The 15,790-nt window shown below is 69.0% G+C and carries 10 protein-coding genes; 3 read left to right on the forward strand and 7 right to left on the reverse strand.

From position 1 onward, the window contains the following. Positions 1-4: 4 nt before the first annotated feature. Positions 5-4,222 (reverse strand): replicative DNA helicase, encoded by a 4,218-nt coding sequence (locus B0E54_RS08325; RefSeq protein ID WP_308195341.1) that lies wholly within the window; start codon positions 4,220-4,222, stop codon positions 5-7. A gap of 281 nt (positions 4,223-4,503) precedes the next feature. Between B0E54_RS08325 and B0E54_RS08330 the strand changes: the two genes are divergently transcribed. Further along, on the forward strand, positions 4,504-6,036 hold the full coding sequence (locus B0E54_RS08330; RefSeq protein WP_234582686.1) for a hypothetical protein: 1,533 nt from the start codon (positions 4,504-4,506) through the stop codon (positions 6,034-6,036). 81 nt (positions 6,037-6,117) lie between these two features. Here the strand turns inward: B0E54_RS08330 and rplI are convergent, their stop codons facing one another. From rplI to rpsF, 4 genes are all read right to left on the reverse strand, one after another. Further along, positions 6,118-6,564 (reverse strand): 50S ribosomal protein L9, encoded by a 447-nt coding sequence (gene rplI / locus B0E54_RS08335; RefSeq protein ID WP_007453817.1) that lies wholly within the window; start codon positions 6,562-6,564, stop codon positions 6,118-6,120. 14 nt (positions 6,565-6,578) lie between these two features. Beyond that, positions 6,579-6,818 (reverse strand): 30S ribosomal protein S18, encoded by a 240-nt coding sequence (rpsR, locus tag B0E54_RS08340; protein WP_007073789.1) that lies wholly within the window; start codon positions 6,816-6,818, stop codon positions 6,579-6,581. Between the two features lie 41 nt (positions 6,819-6,859). After that, positions 6,860-7,393, reverse strand: a complete 534-nt coding sequence (locus B0E54_RS08345; protein WP_234582687.1) for a single-stranded DNA-binding protein — start codon at positions 7,391-7,393, stop codon at positions 6,860-6,862. Between the two features lie 90 nt (positions 7,394-7,483). Then, entirely contained in the window at positions 7,484-7,774 is a 291-nt protein-coding gene (rpsF, locus tag B0E54_RS08350; RefSeq protein ID WP_007453836.1) for a 30S ribosomal protein S6, read from the reverse strand. A gap of 641 nt (positions 7,775-8,415) precedes the next feature. Here rpsF and B0E54_RS08355 point away from each other — a divergent pair. Both B0E54_RS08355 and B0E54_RS08360 read left to right on the forward strand, forming a co-directional pair. Next, entirely contained in the window at positions 8,416-9,207 is a 792-nt protein-coding gene (locus tag B0E54_RS08355) for a deoxyribonuclease IV (protein WP_234582688.1), read from the forward strand. After that, entirely contained in the window at positions 9,204-11,540 is a 2,337-nt protein-coding gene (locus B0E54_RS08360) for a hypothetical protein (protein WP_234582689.1), read from the forward strand. The genes B0E54_RS08355 and B0E54_RS08360 overlap by 4 nt, the downstream gene beginning before the upstream one ends. A gap of 7 nt (positions 11,541-11,547) precedes the next feature. Here B0E54_RS08360 and B0E54_RS08365 read toward each other — a convergent pair whose 3' ends face one another. Further along, positions 11,548-13,056 (reverse strand): glycosyltransferase family 87 protein, encoded by a 1,509-nt coding sequence (locus tag B0E54_RS08365; RefSeq protein WP_234582690.1) that lies wholly within the window; start codon positions 13,054-13,056, stop codon positions 11,548-11,550. 228 nt (positions 13,057-13,284) lie between these two features. Beyond that, the coding region (locus tag B0E54_RS08370; RefSeq protein WP_234582691.1) for a transglycosylase domain-containing protein at positions 13,285-15,790 on the reverse strand (2,506 nt) is incomplete at its 5' end.

The raw sequence follows: 15,790 nt of genomic DNA on the forward strand, positions 1-15,790 counted from the left end.
TCGCTCAGCCGATGGCCATGTCGACGAAGCGGGACAGGTGCAATTGAGCCGCGACCGTCACCGTGTCGGTCGGCCCATTCCGATGCTTGGCAACAATAAAATCCGCCTCTCCCGCCCGTGGCGACTCCTTGTCGTAGTAGTCGTCGCGGTGCAGCAGGATGACAACATCGGCATCCTGCTCGATCGAGTTGTGGGTGGCGATGCCGTTGGCGATGAAGTTGTGCTTCTCAAGCACGGTCGCGTCGAACACCTCCTGCTCGCCGATCGACTCGATGGACGCGATCGAGTCCCAGAAGATGTCGTTGGTGGCGTGCAGGTCCAGGTCTGCAGCGTCTAGGACGCCGGCAATCGCCGCCAGTCGGGAGCGGCTGGGTGCATGCTTCCAGAGGGTGCTGCCGCAGAACTGGGTGCCGATCGCCTTCGCAAACTCGCGGTGGGTCATCCCCTGCTCGACCAGGATCTCCTTGACCTTGGCCCACACCTCGCGCGGTACCGTGTCGACGTTTGTGTTGCTCTCGATCGCCTCCAACGAGGCAAGGAGAGCGGTACAGCCCTCCGACCGTTGCCCGTGGACGCCAATCTCGCGCAGGAACCTCAACTGGTCGTCGCGGCCGGAGATGTCGAGTGTGTACTGCGGACGATGACCTGCCACTGGAACGTCCTTCAGCCGGGCTGTGATGCCGTACCTCAGGAGCAGTCGAGAGATGTCCTCAAGCATTCGTCGGCTCGTGGACGCGAAGTAGATGCGTCCGCCACGACCTGACTTGTTGACAGTCACCGACCCGTCCGTTGACCACAGGTGGCGCAGGAATGTGGTCACCTGCTCCTTCGGCAGGCTGAAGAGAGGCGGGGGGAGGAATTTCTCGTGTGATCTGAGGCCGAAGAGCCCCAAGCTGTCCAGCCACTCCGCGATCGGGTTACGCCGACCACGCGCCAGTCGGTAAGGAGCGGGCAGGCGGAGCGTGGTCACTCTCGCCGCCGGATAGTCGTCACGCACGGCGCTGATCCCAAAATGCTTCGCCGCGTCCGTCACCGCCTGGAGGTTCAGCTCATCGCAACTCGCGTACCGGATCGGCTGCCGCCGCACGAAGGAACCATCGCCGAGGAGATGCGCCAACATGACGACCTCGGCGTCGTCCCACGGCCGGACGGCCATGGGAGGCGGCAGGTGTCGGGGCGTAGCGATGCGGTCTCCCGGCGAGAGTTCACCCAGGGGCACCCATCCGCTGAATGCTAGGAACGGGTGGTTGGCTGTGGCGTCAATTCGCTTGCCCGAGGCGAGAGTCAAACGGAAGACCTCGCGGGTGCCACTAGGAAAGACGTGGGTCATGGTGCGCGGGGTGTAGCGGAGGCCCTCATCCAGTGCCCAGACCGGGATGTCCTTCGCGCTGTCGGCGAGCAGCTCACCGAGCGTGATCTCGCTATTGTCATCCGCACGGATCAGGCGGCTATCTGCCGTGAGGCACCCAGATTCCCGCAGATCGGACAGCTGGGGGCGCTTGTCGGTGCGCTGCTCGGGACCACGGTTCAGCTGACTCACCGCGATGACCGGGCACTCCACCTCCTTGGCGAGCAGCTTCAGGCCACGGGAAAGGTCCGCGACCTCCTGCTGCCGGCTCTCGGTCCGCTTCGGCGAGGTCATCAGCTGGAGATAGTCGACGACGATCATCTTGAGGTCGTGTCGCTGCTTGAGCCGGCGAGCCTTCGCCCGGATCTCCATGAGGTTCATGCTCGGCGTGTCGTCGACGAACAGCGGCGCCTCGCTGATCTCACCCATGCACCTGGCCAGCTTGGTCCAGTCGTCGTCGGAGAGCTGCCCACTGCGCAGCACGTGCAGCGGCACCCGCGCCTCGGCCGAGAGCAGTCGCATGACGATCTCGACCTTGCTCATTTCGAGCGAGAAGATGGCGGCGGCCTGGTTAGCACGGATAGCAGCATTTCGGGCAAAGTCCATACTTGCCGTGCTGTTGTGGGTGGGAATCATCGCCCGGCTGGCCAGGTAGAGATGCTCGGGGTTGTCGACCGTGACGCACCGGACCGGCACACTCGGCACCTGACGTACGTCGACGATGTACCGCGAGGTCGTCCGGACGTCGGAGGTGCTCCGGCGACGTTCGACGTGCGCGTCCTGCTTGCGCTTGAGCCGGAAGACGACGTCGGGGGTGGAGAAGTTCAACGTGTACGCGATCGACGACTCGTTTGTGCGGCCGCGCACCTGCTTGGCGTTGACCGTGCAGCGGTAGCCGAGGCTGACGATGAGTTCGCGTACGTCCTCCGCCAGTCGCTTCGAGGTCGACGTGTACTGCAGGTTACCGGTGGGGGCGACGGTGCCGTCGGTGTCCATCAGGCCAGCCAGCAGCGCCCGGCGCTGCGCCTCGGAAGCGCGTAGGTAGGCATCAGGGATGTGTTTGTCCGCCGCTACCCCGATCTGACGCAGCAGCCCGAGGAAGGAACCGTTGCGGTGCCGGCAGTCCGCACACTTCCTGGTCGCCGGATTTTCACGCAACGCCCTGGTGGATACGCCGCAGTCCACGCAGACGCCGTGCGCCTGAACAACCGGCGTGGGCCTCAGCAGGATGCTGTAGACCATCGGCCCGCTGGGCCGCACGGCGAAGCCATCCGACTCGACGTGCGTGATCATGTCCGGATCTGCGGTGGTGAAGCGGCTGGCGCCGGTGTGCCCGTCCCCGAGCCATGCCCCCAACGTGTAGGGCGGAACCAGCAGATCGCGTTCCGGGAGTTGGAGGGGGGCGCAGTTCTGTACGGCATGGTTGAGCCGTCGGTCGGCGGTGTCAGTACGCAGCGTGGCCGCGATCTCGGCAGTGGTGACGACGCCATCATGGTCGACCCGGCTGCCTGCGTTGACCTCCCGCTCAGCCCGTTCGAGAAGCGCTGTCACCAGCGGACCGGCTGGGTAGGCGGGCGCAGTCCAGTTCCTCGTCTTGCCGTTGCGGACGATCGGGCGGCTGATCCGGCCGGTCGACCCGACCTGACGCGCGACGGTGTGCAGGACGTGCCGGAACTCCGGCCCGACCTGCTCGAGCGTGTCGAAGAGGGTGATCGGCTGGTTTCCCGCGGCGCCGAGCGTCTCGCGGGCCGCACGCAGGTTGGTCAGCGACGATTCGGGCCAGTGCCGCGTCCGCCGTGCCGGGCTCTGGCGACGGCTCGCTCGGGTGGTCGTCTTCCACAGGTGCTCCGCGTCCGCCACGATGACGGTGCCGTCGGAGAACTCCACCTCATAGCAGGGACGGTCGTGCATCACGTCGAAGGCGCGTGTGACAGTGGTCGGGGAGCCGTCCGCCGCCAGTAGTTGATCGCCCGCCTTGACCTCACCCATCGTGGTCCAGCCGTCAGGGGTCGGCAGAGGGGTGTCGAGCGCGAGCGCCTTGCCCAAACCCGGCCTGCCGGCCACGATGATCAATTGGCCGGCGTGCAGGCCGTTGAGCAGCCGGTCCAGGTCGGTGAAGCCGGTCGGCACACCGGTCATCATTCCGCCCTGCGCACCCACCGCCTCGATCTCGTCGAGCGTCGGCTGGAGCATGTCGGCCAGGATCGCGAAGTCCTCGCTGACCCGCCGTTCGGTGACGTCGTAGACCGCCTGCTGCGCGAGGTCCACGACATCGTCGACGTCGCGGCTGCCGCCGCTGGCGGTGCCGTAGCCCAGTTGCACGATCTTGGTGCCGGCCTCGACGAGCCGGCGCAGCACCGCCCGCTCGCTGACGATCCGCGCGTAGTAGGCGGCGTTCGCGGCGGTGGGCACGCTGGCGATGAGGGTGTGCAGGTAGGGCGCCCCGCCGACACGGACGAGGTCGCCGGAGTCGGCGAGTGCCGCCGCAACGGTGATCGAGTCGGCCGGCTCACCCCGGCCGTAGATGTCCAGGATGATGTCGAAGATGGTGGCGTGCACCGGCCGGTAGAAGTCGTTGGTCTTGAGGATCTCGACGACGTCGGCGATGGCGTCCTTGGAGAGCAGCATGCCGCCGAGGACGCACTGCTCGGCGGCGACGTCCTGGGGCGGGGTCTTGTCGAACTGGCCGTCCCGCTGCACGGGCGGCTGGCCGCCGCCGGGCCGTGACTCCGCCCGCCTGTCGTCGGTGACCGACACGGGTCCCCCCTCCACTGCGTCGGATCCGGTCCCAGCTCTACCGCCGGGGTACGACAGTTCCCTCCGACCAGGCCGGTCGATCGGGGGCCATCGCGCCGGCGGTCGAGGGCCAACCATACGGACCCCGAGGTCAGCGACTCAACAAGCCCGGTGGACGAGCCTCGGGACAACCTGTGGACACCGGTGGACGAGCATGTGCGCAGGGTGTGCACAGGCTGTGGACAACGGTTGGGGAATTCTCGGCCACAAGGCTCTGAGCTGCTGAAACGTGGTCCCCAGCCTGTGGAGGAGAATATTTCGGTCGGTTCTGTGACACGATCTTCCCGTACTATCTCCAGCGAACGGCTACACCTGGACAGCGGATTACGCTTTCGGTTCAGAAGGGTCACACTCCGGCCGTGAGTTACCGGGACTGGGGACGCGGGGAGGGCAGCCCGCGCGAGCGCCCGCCGACCGCCTCGTGGGGTGAGCCCATGCTGCCCGCTCCGGTCGCCCCGTACGACGAGGACGCGCGCTATCGCACCTCCAGTCGGCGGCGCGCGCTGGACCGTGGGCAGGATGAGCCGGTCGACGCCTACCTGCCGCGGTGGGCGCTGGAGTCGGGGGTTCGGCACGCCGACGGCGGTGGCCGACACGCCGCGCCCGACGAGGACGAGCCCGACGTCGAGGTCGAGGTCGAGCGTCCGAGTTCCGGGGGTGGCTGGCGAAGCCCCGAGACGGGCGCCCCACGGCGTGCCATCGAGACGGGTTGGCGTGCGCAGCCGGCGATCGGCGCGGGCCCCGATTCGGACCACACCCGGGAGTGGACGCTCGACCGACCGCAGGACGGCGGGTACGCCGGCCGCCGGCGTGCCGACGCGGCGGGCGAGGAGCCGGTCTCCGGCGCGGTCCCGGACCGTCGTCCCCGCCGTGCGCCCGCCGGCCGTCCCCAGGTGATCTGGTCCGGTGGGGATCTGGAGTCCGATCCGGCCGACGGGACGTCCCGTCCGGAGCCGAGCCGGCCGACACGGCGCAGCCGACGGGCGGCGGAGGAGTCCTGGACACGTCCGGCGGTGGATCCGTGGGAACGCGGGTCGGAGCGGCCGGCGGAGCCGGACCCGCCGTACGCGCCAGCCGTGGACCCGTGGGACGCGTCGGGTGTGCACGCGTGGCCGCCGGCCGGGCCGGACGGCACCGACCTGAGCGAGCAGTGGTCGCAGGCGGAGAGCATCGGTGGCTGGGAGCGGTCGGACCGCACCGGCCAGTGGGAACGATCGGCGGTCGAGGACGACCAGTGGGACCGGACGCTCCCACCCCGTTCCGACCGCTTCACGGCCGCCGGGGGGTGGCCGAGCCGGGACAACGGTTTCTGGTCCGGCACGCGGTTGTCCGGGGACGATCCGCGCTGGATGGACACGACGACGTCGGCGCCCCGGTCGCCTGTGGTCGGTTACACAGCTCCACGACCGCGCACTGCTCCCGTACCCCCTGAGGACGCCCGGCGTCGGCCGCCGGTCGGCGCGGCGTCGGTCCGACGGCGGGTGGAGTCCGTGGCGACCGGCGGTTGGGCGCGTCGTCTGGAGGACGACCTGCTCGACCCGGATCCCGGCGGGTCCGTCCGGCCTCTGCTCTACACCGCCGCCTGTTACCTGGTGCCGGCGGTGCTGATCTTCCTGTGGTTGCTGACGTTGGACGGGCAGGCGCCAGCGGGGTGTGTCACCGACATCAGCGGGGGTGGCTGCGACTCCGCCCGGTCACGGGCGTTGGAGTCGCTGCTGGCCGGCTCGCCGCGCTTCGGGTTGGCGCTGGTGAGCAGTCTGGTGGTGGCGGCCCTGCTGCGGCGGGTGGGCACGACGTGGCGGTCGGCCACCATCGCGCTGGCAGCCGCGGTTGTCGGCGGTGGCCTCTCCACGGTGCTGATCAGCGCGGTGACCGGTCAACCGATCGGCTGACGGCGAGCCGTCACACGAGGGCATGCGCGAGGGCCCGCACCGATCGCTCGGTGCGGGCCCTCGTCGTGGTGCAGCTGGTCGTCAGCCCTGAACGACGTTCAGGTTGAACGACGCGGTGACCTCGGGGTGCAGCTTGATCTTCACCGGGTAGGTGCCGGTCGACTTGATGTGACCGGGCACCTCCAGCCGGCGACGGTCGAGGACCGGGCCGCCGGCGCCCTTGACGGCGTCGACGATCTCGGCCGAGGTGACCGAGCCGAAGAGCCGACCGCCGTCGCCGGCGCGGGCCTTCAGGTTGACCTTGAGACCCTCAAGCTGGCCCTTGACCTCGTTCGCGTGGTCGAGGTCGCGGATCTCGCGGGCCGAACGGGCCCGCTTGATGACCGTGACCTGCTTTTCCGCGCCCTTGGTCCAGGCGATCGCGAAGCCCTGCGGCAGCAGGTAGTTACGGCCGAAGCCGTCCTTGACCTCGACGATGTCGCCCGGGGCACCGAGGCCGGACACTTCCTGAGTCAGGATGATCTTCATATCGGTGCCTCCTCTCAGCGGGCCGTTGCGGTGTACGGCAGGAGCGCCATCTCGCGGGCGTTCTTGACCGCGCGGGCGATCTGCCGCTGCTGCTGCGAGGTCACGCCGGTGACCCGCCGAGCGCGGATCTTGCCGCGGTCGGAGATGAACTTGCGCAGCAGCGCCGTGTCCTTGTAATCGATATAGGTGATCCCGTCCTTGTCGAGCGGGTTCACCTTCTTCTTCGGCTTGCGAAGTGCCGCAGCCTTGGCCATTGACCTTGCTCCTGGTTTGCGATCGCGGGCGCTCGGCGCCATTAGAACGGAGGCTCCTCGTCGAAGTTGCCGCCCGAACCGGCACGCGCGGGAGAAGGTGCGGCCGAAGCCCAGGGGTCGTCGAAGTTGCCTCCGCCGCCACCCTGGCCACCACCGCCGCCACCACCGAAGCCGCCGCCACCGCCACCGGAGCGGGACATCTTCTGCACCTTCGCCGTGGCGTAGCGCAGCGACGGGCCGATCTCGTCGACCTCAAGCTCGATGACGGTGCGCTTCTCGCCCTCGCGGGTCTCGTACGACCGCTGACGCAGCCGACCCGAGACGATCACGCGGGCGCCCCGCTGCAGCGACTCGGCGACGTGCTCCGCCGCCTGACGCCACACGGTGCAAGCCAGGAAGAGCGGCTCGCCGTCCTTCCACTCATTGGTGGTCTTGTCCATGAAACGGGGCGTCGAAGCGACCCGGAACTTGGCGACCGCCGCACCGGACGGGGTGAACCGCAACTCGGGGTCATCGGTCAGGTTGCCGATGACCGTGATGGTGGTGTCTCCTGCCATGACCATCTCCTCGCGCACTCAGCGTCTCGTCGTACAGGCTCGCAGAGCCGTACGACAGAGTCGCGGAGGCTGATCCGGACGAACCGGGTTGAATGCCGGACTGAATGCTTAGCGCATCTCCGGCCGGATGACCTTGGTGCGCAGCACGGACTCGTTCAGCCGGAGCTGACGGTCCAGCTCGGCCACGGCAGCAGGCGTGGCCTGCAGGTCGACGACGGCGTAGATGCCCTCGGCCTTTTTGTTGATCTCGAACGCGAGGCGCCTGCGGCCCCACACGTCCGTCTTCTCAACCGAGCCACCCGCGGTCCGAATCACGTTCAGGTACGTGTCGAGCGACGGGGCGACGGTGCGTTCCTCGAGGCTGGGGTCGAGGATCACCATGATCTCGTAATGACGCAAGACGTGCTCACCTCCTGTGGGCTAAGCGGCCACGGTCCTTCCGTGGCAGGAGGTCGTGCGTCGCTGCCCGCACGTGCCGGGGGAACCCGGCCGGACGCGGACAACCTGACCAGGATACCCGGTCTGGACGATCATGCCCGGGGTGGTCGGGCCAGTGCCCCGGACATGCCGACGGGGGCCCGCCACCCGACCGTCACTGGTCGGTGGCGAGCCCCCGTCAACGAGGCCGCGGAGCGTCCCGTCCGCATTCCTTGGGTGGGACCTGGGGAGGAACGACCACACCGATGAGGTTGGACCGAAGACGCCCCGCGGAGCTTTATCGTGTTGTTATCTGACGATACAACGGCTCTTGTCCCTTGTCGGGGCAAAAGGCAGAATTTTCCGAGATTCTGCGTCGGCGGAGATCTGGTACGTCGAGGGGTCGCCCCCACGGCGCCGGGCCGCGCCGCGGGGATGACCTCGCTCCCGGGCCGACGAGCGCCGACTGCCATGCACGGCGAACCCGCCACGCGCAGCCCCGGGCCCTGCTCGCCGGGTTCCAACCCATCAACGATCGTCGACCGGCCGGGGTGACGCGACGAGCGACGACACCGCACCGGCCGTCGCCGCAGCCGTCGGGGTCGCGACGTAGGCTCGCTGCCATGCGTATCGGAGCCCACGTCGATTCGACCGACCCGCTGGCGGAGGCGACCGCCCGGTCCGCCGACACCGTGCAGTTCTTCCTCTCCGACCCGCAGGGATGGAAGGCACCCAAGCCGCGGGAGGACGCCGAGCAGCTGCGCGCGGCCGAGGTCGACCTCTACGTGCACGCCCCCTACGTCATCAACGTGGCGACCCTCAACAACCGCATCCGGATCCCCAGCCGCAAGCTGCTGCTCGGGCACGCGACCGCGGCGGCCGAGATCGGCGCCAAGGGCCTGATCGTCCACGGCGGGCACGTCAACGCCGGGGACGACCTGGCGGTCGGCTTCGACAACTGGCGCAAGACCTTCGCGTACGCGGCCGACTCCGGCGGCTTCGGCATCCCGGTCCTCATCGAGAACACCGCCGGCGGTGACAACGCCTGCGCCCGCCGGCTGGACGCGCTGGCCCGGCTCTGGGACGCCATCGGCGACCACGAGGTCGGCTTCTGCCTCGACACGTGCCACGCGTACGCCGGTGGTGAGGAGTTGCTCGGTCTGGTCGACCGGGTGAAGGCGATCACCGGCCGGATCGATCTGGTGCACGCCAACAACTCCAAGGGCGCGTTCAACTCCGGCCAGGACCGGCACGACAACCTGGGCGGCGGGACGATCGACCCGGAGCTGGTGGTGGCCGTGATCCGGGCCGCCGGTGCGCCGGTGGTCGTCGAGACCCCGGGCGGCGTCTCCGGTCAGGCGGCCGACATCGACTTCCTTCGCCAGCAGCTCGGGACGGAGCGCCCGGCCGCATGACCACCGGACAGCCCGGGAACCCCCGGCCCACTCCGACCGACGACGCGCCGAGCCCATCGGCGCCGACGCACGTCGGGGCCCCGCCCGCCCCGCCGTCTCCCGCGAGCGCCACGTCCCGGTCCGACGCGACCGCCGGCACCGACGCGGCCAGCCCGCCCCGCGCCGATGACACGCCTGTCGCCACTGCCGGGGCCGAGGGTGACGCCGCCCCGAACGGCCGGGCAGAACGCGACGCCACGAAGGACGGCATCGTCAAGGTCGGCGGCAGGAGGTCCGCCGCGAAGGGCCGCCGCGCGAAGAACGGCGCGGCCAAGGACACCACGGCCAAGGACACCACGGCCAAGGACGCCGCGGTCAAGGACGTCGCCGTCAAGGACGCCGCGGTCAAGGACGTCGCCGTCAAGGACGCCGCGGTCAAGGACGCCGCGGTCAAGGACATCGCAGCCAAGGACGTCGCCGTCAAGGACGCCGCAGCCAAGGACGTCGACGAAGCCGAGGGTACGAAGGCGGACGGCGCCGACGCTCCGCGCAAGGCCGACGGTGACGCGAAGCCGGTCGAGGCCGAACGCTGGGAGGCGTTCGCCTCGGCGCCGGAGCCGCGGCCCAGCCGACTCAGCCGAGCCGCCCGCGCCGTCGGCCGGTTCCTGGTCCACGAGTGGACCCTGGCGACCCTCGCCTCGCTGACGCTGGCCGTGCTGATGACCTGGCCGACGCTGCGCTACCCGCGCTACACCCTGCCGCAGGACACCTGGGATCCGAGCCTGCAAGCCTGGCAGATGGCCTGGTCCGGGCACATCCTGCTGGCCGACCCGGCGCGACTGTGGCAGTCCAACACGTTCTTCCCGGAGCTGTGGAGCTTCGCGTTCTCCGACACGCTGCTCGGTTATGCCCCGGCCGGGATGCTCGGCAGTGGCCCCCAGGACGCGGTGCTGCGCTACAACATCATGTTCGTGCTGGCGCATGCGCTCGCCACGCTCGGCGCGTACGCGCTGGCCCGGCAGCTCGGCGCCGGTCGGATCGGCGCCGCCGTCGCCGGGGTCGCCTACACCTACGCGCCGTGGCTTCTGGCCCAGGCCGGGCACCTGCACGTGCTCTCCAACGGTGGCATTCCGCTGGCGCTCGCGATGCTCGCGCGGGGGCACGGTTGGTCGCTGCGGCACGGCTACCGGCCGGAGCGGCGGCATGACGGCTGGGTGTACGCCGGCTGGCTGGTGGCGGCCTGGCAGGTCAGCCTCGGCTTCGGCATCGGCCTGCCGTTCGCGTACTTCCTGGCCGCCGCGGTGCTCGTCGTCGCGGTGCTGTTCGGAGTTCGCCGGCTGAGGTCCGGTCGGGCGCTGCCGTTCGGCCGCCGACTCCTCGTGGCCGACATGGTGGGTGGGTTGTTCTTCGCCGGGGTGGGCGTGCTGATGGCGTCCCCGTACTTCATGGTGACCGAACTGCACCCGTACGCCGAGCGGACGATCCGCGACATCAGCATCTTCTCGCCGCCGGCGTCCGGCTTCGTGACCGCACCTGCCGAATCACGGATCTGGGGTGGGTTGCACGAGGGCGCCCGTGCGGCGCTGCCGTGGCATCCCGAGATGACGCTGCTGCCGGGCTTCGTGCTCTACGCGCTGGCCGCCGGTGGGCTGTTCTTCTCGGTCTGGCGGCTACGGCACCGGTTGCTGTTGCTCGTCGGGGTGCTGGTGACGATGGCCTTCGCGATGGGCACCCGCTTCTTCGACGGCACGTTCACCTACGTGCCGCTCTTCGAGCACGCACCGGGCTGGAACGCGCTGCGTACCCCGGGCCGGTTGATGCTGTGGACCACGTTGCTGCTCGCGTTGCTCGCGGCGGGCGCGGTGACCGCTCTCACCGACCGGGTCCGTGAGCTGGCCGCGCAGCGGATCCCGTCCTGGCCGGGGCCGTGGCTGCGGATGGCCACCCTGCTGCCGCTGCTGCTGGTCACACTCGAGGGCCTGAACGCCACCCCGCATCCGGTGGTGCCGACCGAGCCGGCGGCGATGCGCTCGGCTGAGGGACCGATGCTGGTGCTGCCCAGCAACCAGAGCATCGACCAGCACGTGATGCTCTGGTCGACCGACGGGTTTCCGGACGTGGTGAACGGCGGCAGCGGTTTCACGCCTCGGCAGCTCGACGACGTCCGGCGGATCAGCCAGTCGTTCCCCGACCAGAAGAGCGTCGACTACCTGCGGACGTTCGGCGTGCGCACGGTGGTGCTGCTCCGCAGCCAGGTGCCCGGCACCCCGTGGGAGATCACCATCGACGCACCTGTCGAGTCGCTCGACATCACGCGTCAGGACGTCGGCGACGCCGTCGTCTATCGACTCTGACGCTCTCTCACGTGGTGATGGCCGGCTCCGGTTCGGGTTCGGTGGGCGTTGCTCGGCGGCGCCAGCGGTCCAGCCAGGGTGCGTCCGGTGCGCCGTCGAGCACGCCGCCGTCGGGGTCGTCGGCATAGGTGGCCCGTACGGCGTCCTGCTCGGGGTGCATGATCTCCCGGATGACCAGCACGCACAGGGTCACCACTGTCGCCAGCCGCAGCGTCGAGGCCAGCACGAACACGCCCTCCGGGAAGACCGGGCGGCTGGTCGCCGCGCCGAGCAGCTCACCGTAGAAGGCGACGAAGTAGCAGACCTCGGCGAGCTGCCAGGCCAGGAAGGCCCCCCACTTCGGGCGGGCCAGCACCACCAACGGCAGCATCCAGAGCACGAACTGCTGGGACCAGACCTTGCTGAAGATGAGGAACGCGGCGACCACCAGGAAGGCGAGTTGGGCGAGCCGGGGCCGGCGCGGCGCCCGCAGCGCCAGCACGGCCACGCCGAGGCAGGCCAGCGCGAAGAGGGCGTACGAGATGGTGTTGAGGGCGGGGATGTTGGCGTTCAACCATTCGAACGGGCCCTGCTGGCCGGGGTCGTTGCCGACCTTGCCGTCGAGATAACGCCCGATGTACCAGAGTGTGCCCCAGTCGATCGGCCGGGTGGTGTTCAGCTCGAAGAACCGACCCCAGTTGTCGGGGTTGGCCCGGAAGGCGGGCAGGTTCACGAGCACCACGGCCACCGCAGCCGTACCGAGCGCGGTGAGCGCGGCGCGGAGCCGGTTGGCTCGCAGCGCCAGGACGAGGATCGGCCCCAGCAGGAACAGCGGCCAGAGTTTCGCCGCGCCGGCCAGGCCGAGCAGGATGCCGGCCACCGCTGGTCGTCGTCGGGCCCAGGCCAGCAGACCGAACGCCGCCAACCCGATGGCGAGCAGGTCCCAGTTGATGGTGGCGGTGAGCACCAGGGCCGGGGCGAGTGCGAACAACGCGGCGTCCCAGGGTCGTCGGCGCCGCAATGCCAGAATCACCGCCACTGTGGCAATGGCGAGCGCACCGAGCACCAGCGCGTTGAGGTTGTAGAACCACTGGCCCTGGTTGATGCTCGGGTCGCCGTCGCCGATGGCGTGCACCGGAAGGCCCAGCGCCCCCATGAAGTAGCCGGTCAGCACCGGGTATTCCACCGGGTGGTCCCGGTAGGGCACCTTGCCCTCGTTGAGACCCTCGGCGTAGTAGAGGGCGAGGACGTCGGTGTAGCAGAACCGCGTGTACTGGACGTTCTTCTGCCAGGCGCCGTCCTGGCACGGGGATTTCTGCACCCAGTGCAACGCGAGCGTGAGGCAGGCCAGCGCCAGGACGATCCGGACGACGGTCCAGAACCGACGCTCGTGGCCGGCTGGCCGGTCCAGTGCCGTCGCGTGGTCGCCGAGCGGCCCACCGATGGCGCCGGAGAGGCCGCGGACGAACCCGTCGGAGCGGGACGGGTGGTCGGTGGTGCCGGCGTCGTCGATGCCGGGCGTCGACTGGGTGCTCATAAAAAGGCATCCTGCCGTACGACGGGGGGTGCGTGGAACACGCACGTCACAGTCTGGTTCGACTTGACCCATCGACGTCGGAAGCTGTGAGCGTCCGGACGCCGCACCCGACGGACCGGATCTGGGTGACCTTCGGACGTGCCGTCGCGGGCAGCTTCGCGTACGGAAAACGCCGCCGCCGACCGGACGGGTTCGTCCAGCCGGCGGCGGCGTCGTGCGTGGTGCGGGTCAGTCCCGCGTGGTGGGTGTCAGCCCGGGCAGCAGCCCCCCACCGTTTCCGCCATTCCCGGGACCGCCCGGACCGCCGGGGCCGTTGCCGCCGGTGTTGCCGTCGGTACGCGGGCAGAACGGGTTGGTCAGCGGGTCACAGGGCGTTCCGCCCGGCCCGCCCGGTTGACCCGGCCCACCCGGCTGCCCCGGGGGCGGCGTCGGCGGAGGTGCTGCCTCACCGTTGCCGGACTCCGGGTCGCCGATGTTCGCCGCGGCCGGGAAGTCGAGCTTGTCCTTGCCCTTCAGCGCCTCGTTCATGTACCGCTCCCAGATGTCACCCGGGAGGTTTCCACCACTGACCTTGCGCTTGTCCTTGAGGATGAGTGGCTTGCGGTCCTTCACGTTGCCCACCCACACCGCAGTGGCCAGCTGCGGCGTGTAGCCGATCATCCAGGCGTCGCCGTTGTCGGAGCTGTCGCCCTTGAGTTCCCAGGTACCGGTCTTGGAGGCAGCCTTGCGGCCGTCATCGAGCCGGTGGTTGACCGCAGCCGGGTAGTCCTTCAACACCGACGTGACGTCGGCTACCACGTCCTTGTCGATCCGCCGCTTCGAATCGAGCTTCTCGCTGGACACCTTGTCCCACTTGCCGGTGTTCGGGTTCTGCTTCTCCACCGAGTAGAGGAAGTGCGCCTTGTTGTAGACGCCACCGTTGGCGAAGGTGGCGACGCCGTTGGCGTGGTCCAGCACCGTGATCGGGTACTGGCCGTAGCCGACCACGTTGAAGAACGGCTCCGGCGTGATGTCCTTCGCGTCCGTCTTGGTCAGGTCGTACGCCTTGGCCGGGTTGGTGTCCGTACGCCACATGGTGGTGATGCCGGCCTGCTTGGCCATGTCGACGACCTTGTCGGCACCGATCTCCTGGGTGACGTAGTAGAACGGCACGTTCAGCGACTTGAGCGTCGACACCCTGAGCGTGCAGGAGTTGTGGCAGCTCGGGTCATCCGTACCAGCGTTGCTGACCTTGAACTTGGTGCCCTCCGGGGTGAACGCCTTGCCCTTCCACCGGGACTCGAGCGCCTTTCCGGCCTTGAGCGCGGCCGCGAGGGTATAGATCTTGAAGCTCGAGCCGGGTGAGTGGCCGCCGCTGATCGCCCCGTTGGAGTCGGTGTTCTTGCCGGCGTAGTCGGTGCCGGTGCCGTTGTCGCCGCCGTAGTAGGCGACCACCCGCCCGTTCGCCGGATCAACCGAGACCACCGCGGCCATGAGGTTGGACGGCTGATCGTTCAGTTCGGAGCCCTTGGTCTTGCGCTGGGCCGTCTCGACCGCCGCCGCCTGCATCTTGGTGTCGATGGTGGTGCGAATCCGGTAACCACCGGCCATCAACGCCTGCGTGCACAGTGGCTTGGCCTCCGTCACCTGCTCGTCCTTGTCGACGCAGATGCCCTTGTCCCGCATCTCGTCCCGGACGTAGTTGATGACGTTGCCGTACGGCGTGTCGACGCCGTAGTCGAGCCCGACGCCGCCCTTCTTCGGGCTCTTGATGCTCTTCAACGGATATTCGGTGGGCCGCTCGGCCGCGCTCAGCCAGCCCTCCTTGACCATGCCGTCGATCACGTAGTTCCAGCGATCCTGGGCGTCCGTCGGGTTGATCGCCGGGTCGTAGCCCTGGTGCGTCGCGCTGGGCTCCGGTTGCTTGATCAGAGCGGCGAGCACCGCGCCCTCGGCCGGAGTCAGCTTCGACACCGACTTGCCGAAGTAGGTCTGCGCCGCCGCCTCGATGCCGTAGGCGCCGCGGCCGAAGTAGATGACGTTCAGGTAGTGCTGCATGATCTGCGGCTTGGTGTACTCGTCGTTGAGCTTGGAGGCGAAGATCGCCTCCTTGACCTTCCGACCGTAGGTGTCGTCCTTGAGGTTCTCGATCGCGTTGCGGGCGTACTGCTGCGTGATCGTCGAGGCGCCCTGCTTGTCACCGCCGGAGACGTTGTTCCATGCGGCCCGGACGATGCCCTTGTAGTCCACACCGGAGTGCCGGTAGAAGTTGCGGTCCTCGGCGGCCGCGACCGCGTGCTGGACGTACTCCGGGATCTGCTCGATCGTGACCAGCGTGCGGTTCTGGGTGCCGACCTTGGCGATGATCGTCTTGTTGTCGAACGCGTAGAGGGTGGTCGCCTGCGGCGGAGTGATCTCGTCTGGCATGACCACGTTCGTCGAGTAGTAGGTGAACCCGACCACGCCGACACCGGCGAGCATGATGAAGACGGCGAACCCGGCGATCAGCAGATTCATCCGCTTGCGCTTCTTGGCCTTGGCCGCTGCGGCGGGGTCGCCCGCACCACGGCCGCCTCGCCCACCTCGGCCCGGCCCGTTCGGCCCACCAGGACCACCGGGGCCGCCCGGTCCACCGGATACCGGCGAGACGCTCGCCCGAGCGACCGCGGCGCGGCCACCCACCGACGCGGAACCGACGCTGGCCCGGCCCGCCGAGGCAGAAGAAGCGCAAGCGGATGAATCTGCTGATCGCCGG

It is taken from the genome of Micromonospora sp. MH99, assembly GCF_021442385.1.
In the GTDB taxonomy this organism is placed as follows: domain Bacteria; phylum Actinomycetota; class Actinomycetes; order Mycobacteriales; family Micromonosporaceae; genus Micromonospora.

What these genes read in the sequence shown, in the direction of transcription:
- B0E54_RS08360 (WP_234582689.1), top strand. Translation starts at nt 9,204, where the DNA reads ATGACCACCGGACAGCCCGGGAACCCCCGGCCCACTCCGACCGACGAC.
- rpsR (WP_007073789.1), bottom strand. Translation starts at nt 6,818, where the DNA reads ATGGCCAAGGCTGCGGCACTTCGCAAGCCGAAGAAGAAGGTGAACCCG.
- B0E54_RS08355 (WP_234582688.1), top strand. Translation starts at nt 8,416, where the DNA reads ATGCGTATCGGAGCCCACGTCGATTCGACCGACCCGCTGGCGGAGGCG.
- B0E54_RS08325 (WP_308195341.1), bottom strand. Translation starts at nt 4,222, where the DNA reads ATGGTTGGCCCTCGACCGCCGGCGCGATGGCCCCCGATCGACCGGCCT.
- B0E54_RS08365 (WP_234582690.1), bottom strand. Translation starts at nt 13,056, where the DNA reads ATGAGCACCCAGTCGACGCCCGGCATCGACGACGCCGGCACCACCGAC.
- rplI (WP_007453817.1), bottom strand. Translation starts at nt 6,564, where the DNA reads ATGAAGATCATCCTGACTCAGGAAGTGTCCGGCCTCGGTGCCCCGGGC.